The organism is Candidatus Omnitrophota bacterium (assembly GCA_023227985.1).
Classification (GTDB): domain Bacteria; phylum Omnitrophota; class Gorgyraeia; order Gygaellales; family Profunditerraquicolaceae; genus JALOCB01.
Window position 1 is genome coordinate 1 of sequence record JALOCB010000057.1, and the last position, 5,072, is coordinate 5,072.

The 5,072-nt window shown below is 48.1% G+C and carries 6 protein-coding genes; 5 read left to right on the forward strand and 1 reads right to left on the reverse strand.

What is annotated here, in order from left to right:
* The coding region (locus M0R35_07650) for a tetratricopeptide repeat protein (GenBank protein ID MCK9595531.1) at positions 1 to 1,143 on the forward strand (1,143 nt) is incomplete at its 5' end.
* Here M0R35_07650 and M0R35_07655 read toward each other — a convergent pair.
* On the reverse strand, positions 1,132 to 2,664 hold the full coding sequence (locus M0R35_07655; protein MCK9595532.1) for a YifB family Mg chelatase-like AAA ATPase: 1,533 nt from the start codon (positions 2,662 to 2,664) through the stop codon (positions 1,132 to 1,134). The two genes, M0R35_07650 and M0R35_07655, sit on opposite strands and share 12 nt — an antisense overlap.
* A 216-nt stretch (positions 2,665 to 2,880) precedes the next feature.
* Here M0R35_07655 and M0R35_07660 point away from each other — a divergent pair, with 216 nt between their 5' ends.
* The 4 genes from M0R35_07660 to M0R35_07675 all read left to right on the forward strand — a co-directional run.
* On the forward strand, positions 2,881 to 3,522 hold the full coding sequence (locus tag M0R35_07660; protein ID MCK9595533.1) for a hypothetical protein: 642 nt from the start codon (positions 2,881 to 2,883) through the stop codon (positions 3,520 to 3,522).
* Complete coding sequence (locus tag M0R35_07665; GenBank protein MCK9595534.1) at positions 3,519 to 3,965, forward strand: divergent PAP2 family protein; 447 nt, start codon at positions 3,519 to 3,521, stop codon at positions 3,963 to 3,965. The genes M0R35_07660 and M0R35_07665 overlap by 4 nt, the downstream gene beginning before the upstream one ends.
* A gap of 38 nt (positions 3,966 to 4,003) precedes the next feature.
* Positions 4,004 to 4,819 (forward strand): L,D-transpeptidase family protein, encoded by an 816-nt coding sequence (locus M0R35_07670; protein MCK9595535.1) that lies wholly within the window; start codon positions 4,004 to 4,006, stop codon positions 4,817 to 4,819.
* Between the two features lie 17 nt (positions 4,820 to 4,836).
* Positions 4,837 to 5,072: acetyl-CoA carboxylase carboxyl transferase subunit alpha (locus tag M0R35_07675; protein ID MCK9595536.1), on the forward strand; the 236-nt coding region annotated here is incomplete at its 3' end.

Sequence of the window (5,072 nt, forward strand, 5' to 3'; positions counted from 1 at the left end):
TTTATATTCGGGGTGCTGGCGGTCTTTAGCCAGGTATCCGCGGACGCAGTGCGCAATGAGAGCCTATCCGGTTTTATAAGTAAGATCGCAGTGCCGTGTTACGGCGTAGTTTTTTATGTGAACAAGATATTCTTTCCTGTAAAGCTCTCTTGCTTTTATCCGTATTTTTCCATAATGAAAGGCGGGGCGCTGTTTCTGTATCCCATAATTACTTTCGCGGTTATGGCTTTTAGCGTGATTTGGTCCGGCAAATACACAAGAAAGGTTATTTTTGGAGCCTCGTTTTTTCTTATTACTATACTCCCGGTTTTGCAGTTCATCCCGATAGGAGGGACCTTTGTTTCCGACCGGTATACTTACTTGCCGGCAATAGGTATTTTTTATATGTTGGCGGCAGGGTGGATGTGGTTATATGAGAGGCGAACAAGGAAGCAGCGCCTGATCCGGGTATTACTTGTGGGACTCTTTATGATAGCCGCAGGCGCGCTGGTCTTTTTATCCAGGCAAAGATGCCGGGTTTGGAAGGATAGCGTGACTTTATGGAGCGATGTTCTGAGGAAATACCCCGGCGTATCGCTGGCGTATAATAATCGAGGGGCTGAATTCATCGCAAGAAAAGAATACGCCAAAGCGCATGAAGACCTTATTTGTGCTATAACCCTGGATCCTAATTATGATGACGCGTGGTTCAATCTTGGAGATTTGTATGCTTCTCAGGGGAATTATGACGAAGCGATTAAGCAGTTCAATAAGGTATTAACGATCAGGCCGGATGACATGGGCGTCTACAACAGGCTGGCTGTTATATGCGGCTTGACCGGCAAGCACGCCGAAGCGGTCAATATCTGTAAGGCGGCGATCAAGATCAATCCGGATGATTTTATGGCATACGTCAATCTTTGCAGCGCTTATGGCAGCCTGGGGTATTTCAAAGAGGCGGTTGCTTGCGGGGAGAAGGCGGTAACCCTTAATCCCAGGTCTGCCTTGGCCTGCATTAATCTTTCAGCAGCTTATTTCTACTCCGGGGATTATGGCGTTGCTGTAAAATATTGCGATAAGGCAATGGCTTTGGGTTATAAGGTAAACCCGAGGTATCTGCAGGAGCTTTCGATAAATAAAAACGATCCGGGTTTAAAAAAATAAATTCCTGTCGAGCGACCTGTATTGTATCGCCTCCGAAATATGGCCGGTTTCAATGTCCCCGCATTCCGCCATGTCCGCGATCGTCCGGGAGACTTTGAGTATCCGGTCGTAAGCGCGCGCGCTCAAATTCAATTCGTTCATCGCCGCTTTCAATAATTCGTTCTCTTCCCGGCCTAATATGCAGTATTCCCGGATCTGTTTGTGGCTCATTTGACCGTTGCATAAGATACCCGCGTTTTTAAGCCGTTCTCTTTGTACCATGCGTGTTTTATTCACCCGCGCTTTGACCGCCGCCGAGCTTTCAGCCGGCAGGTTGTGGGCTAACTCCTGATATTTTATCGCCGGAACGTCTATATGGATATCCAGGCGGTCTAATAAAGGGCCGGATATCTTTGATCTGTAGTTTTGCACCTTTGTCGTATTGCAACGGCAGGGTTTGCGGGGGTCTGTCAGGAATCCGCACGGGCAGGGGTTCATTGCGCAGATCAGCATGAATGAAGTCGGGAAGATGAAATATCTTGCCGCCCTGTTTATTTGGATATATCCGTCTTCCATCGGCTGCCGCAATGTTTCCAGACAGCCGCGTTTGAACTCCGGGAGCTCATCCAGAAAAAGTATGCCCAGGTGCGCCAGGCTTATTTCTCCCGGCTGGGGGATGGCGCCTCCGCCGGCCATACCCGCTTCCGAGATCGTATGGTGCGGGCAGCGAAAAGGCCTGGTGGCAATAAGCCCGGAGTTAGCCGATAATTTACCGGCTGCCGAATGTATCCGGGTTATTTCCAGGGATTCTTCCAGTGTTAGATCGGGCAAGATGGTCGGGATCCTTTTAGCCAGCATGGTTTTTCCGGATCCCGGCGGCCCGATCATCAGGATGTTGTGATTGCCGCATACAGCTACCTCCAGGGCTCTTTTAGCCGCCAGCTGGCCTTTTATTTCGGAGATGTCAACAGGATAATTTCCCTGCGACGAGAATACGTCTTTAATATCTATTATGTATGGATGGAATGCCCGCGGGGTATTCAGTAATTCCACCGTTTCATTCAGTGTTGTTACCGGCCATGCGGAAATAGAGGATATCATTCCCGCTTCTTTGGCATTGGCCTCCGGGAGAATAATGTCCTTGATCTTGTGTTTGGCCATTGCCAGGCTTATGGGAAGAATGCCCCGGCAAGGCCGCACGCATCCGCCTAAAGAGAGTTCGCCGATAATGCAGTAATCCTTTAAGTTTTGGCCGTCTATCTGATTAGAAGCGCATAATATCCCCAGGGCTATGGCTAAGTCAAATCCCGGCCCTTCTTTGCGGATGTATGAAGGGGAAAGGCTGATGGTTATCCGTTCTGCCGGCCAGCGGTACCCGCAGTTCTTGAGTGCTGTTTTTACCCTGCCGTAGCTCTCCTTTATTGAGGCATCCACTAAGCCTATTATGTTTATAGCGGGTAAGCCTTGTGTCACATCTACTTCAACTTCAACGGGATAAGCGTCTATTCCAAATAACCCAAAGGTGAGTATTTTAGCCAACATAGCCCCTCCTTGATGTTCAGCCCGGGATAAGTTCGCGCAAATGAGTTATAATGAGTTATATCGTTCCCAAAATGGCTAATAATAGCTCTATAACTCATGCGCTCACTTATAATAGACGTAAAATGCGGTGAAATCTAACAGGGGTGTTTATGCATTAAGGAAAGGCTTGCTTTTTACCTTCGCTATTATATAATGTAAAAAAGCGATAAATATAAAATGAAAGAATTAAAAGGAATACTCATAGCGTTGTTGGTGGGCATTACTGCCTTTAGCGGGTACAAGTATATTCTATTCCTTAAAGAGAAGAATGATTTGACCGTAGAGCTGGTTAATGTCACCAGCCGCGTGTCGGATTTGGAAACCGAAAAAAAAGTCTTAAAAGCCGACTTGGATAAATCCCGGCAGCTGCAAAGCGAGCTTTCTCTGGAAAATCAGGGGTTAAAGAATGACCTCCAGGCCGGCCAGGAGAAAATGGCCCAATTAAGCGCCGACCTTTTGTCTTCGCAGAGGTCCATTGAGGAATTAAGCGGACGTTTCTCGGAGATGGAGGTGGAGAATCTGGCGGCTAAAGAACGGATAGACAACCTTCAATTAGAGGTAACCCGGGTCTTGCTGGAGAAAGAAAGTCTTCAATCCCGGTTTAATTCCATCGATGAGCTGAAAAAAGCGATCAAGGAACTGCGGATAGGCAAGCGAAATCCCCCAACGGAAAAAAAAACAATTAACGAGGTAAAGAAATCCCCCGAGGCAAACAAATCTCCCGACGGAAACGGTGGATTTATAGTCAAAGACGGTAAATTCACCTATCTGTCCAGGGTCCGGATAGAAGTAGAGCCTCTTTCCAGTCCAAGCCAATGAAAGAAATATTCGCGCAGTTGTGGCAAAATAAGATATTTATGACCACGGTCTCCAGCTGGATCATCGCGCAGACGATCAAGGTGATCATCGGGGTATTCCGTTACAAGAAGCTGGATTTTCGCTGGTTCGTGGGGACGGGGGGGATGCCGTCCAGCCATTCAGCAGGCGCATCGTGCCTGGCTACTGCCTGTGGGCTATCCTACGGGTTTGACAGCGTTTATTTCGCCCTGGCTGCCTCATTCACTATTGTGGTTATGTTCGACGCGCAGGGTGTGCGTCGGGCGTCGGGAAAGCAGGCGAAGATCCTGAACAAGATAATGGAGGATATATATTGGCAGGGGAAGATCGAAGAAGGCCGGCTGCGTGAATTGATCGGCCATACCCCTATTGAGGTTATCGGCGGTTTTATCCTGGGCGTGTTGATCGCGTTCCTGGCGAGATAAAAACCCGGGGATTCTATAGAAGTCAAAAGGAGGCTCCCGTGAATAGAAGATCAATGGCGATTGTTGTTGTGATATCCATCGCCGCGGCTGTTGGAATATTCTTTAGTTTTCAAAGGCCCGGCGGGAAAGGGAACGCCGTCACCAGCGGGTCCGGGGCTGTTTCCAGCCTGCTTTTCGAGGCTAAGAACCTGGAGGCGCAGGGCAACTTTCTGGCCAGCTCAAATATTTATAAAAGACTTATCGGAGAATTCCCGAATTCCCGCGAAGTCCTGGACTGGCAGAAGAAATTGGAGAGCATGAATATCAAGTTATTGTTCCTGCCGGTTATAACGCCCCGGAGCATTGAATATGAGATCAAACCCGGTGATTCGCTGGAAAAGATCGCCCGGGGATATAAGACCACCCCGGAATTGATCGCTAAGAGCAATAATATATTCGGGGATAAGATCTTTCCAGGGAAAAAGATAAAAGTATGGACCGCCCCGTTCAGCATAGTGGTGGATAAGTCCGGGAACACCCTTATTTTAAAAAGCGAAGAAGAGATCATAAAGACTTATGTTGTAGCCACAGGCACGAACAATATTACCCCTGTGGGAACATTTAAGATAATCGAAAAGATAGTTTCCCCCACCTGGTACAAGGGCGGCAAGGGTATTCCCGCGGGAAGCCCGGAGAATATCCTGGGTTCGCGCTGGATGGGGCTGGATAGAGAAGGTTATGGTATCCACGGGACTACCGACCCTAAAACCCTTGGCAGCCAGGTGACCGCCGGATGCGTGCGGATGGCTAATCAAGACGTGGAAGAGCTGTATATTATCGTGCCTAAAGGCACGGAAGTTACCATTGTCGATTAATCAAAGGCTGAGAAAATATGGCTAATCTGGATTTCGAAAAACCCATTGCCGAGCTGGAAAAAAAGATCCACGAGCTTAAAAGTTTTACCGCGGATAAGAAGATAGACCTTTCTTCGGAGGCCAAAAAGCTTGAGGAAAAGCTAGAGACCCTTAAAAAAGATATTTACACCAAACTTACCCCCTGGCAAAGAGTCCAGATCGCCAGGCACCCCCAAAGGCCGTATACCCTTGATTATATCGGGATGATGATGAC

What these genes read in the sequence shown, in the direction of transcription:
- M0R35_07655 (MCK9595532.1), bottom strand. Translation starts at nt 2,664, where the DNA reads ATGTTGGCTAAAATACTCACCTTTGGGTTATTTGGAATAGACGCTTAT.
- M0R35_07660 (MCK9595533.1), top strand. Translation starts at nt 2,881, where the DNA reads ATGAAAGAATTAAAAGGAATACTCATAGCGTTGTTGGTGGGCATTACT.
- M0R35_07665 (MCK9595534.1), top strand. Translation starts at nt 3,519, where the DNA reads ATGAAAGAAATATTCGCGCAGTTGTGGCAAAATAAGATATTTATGACC.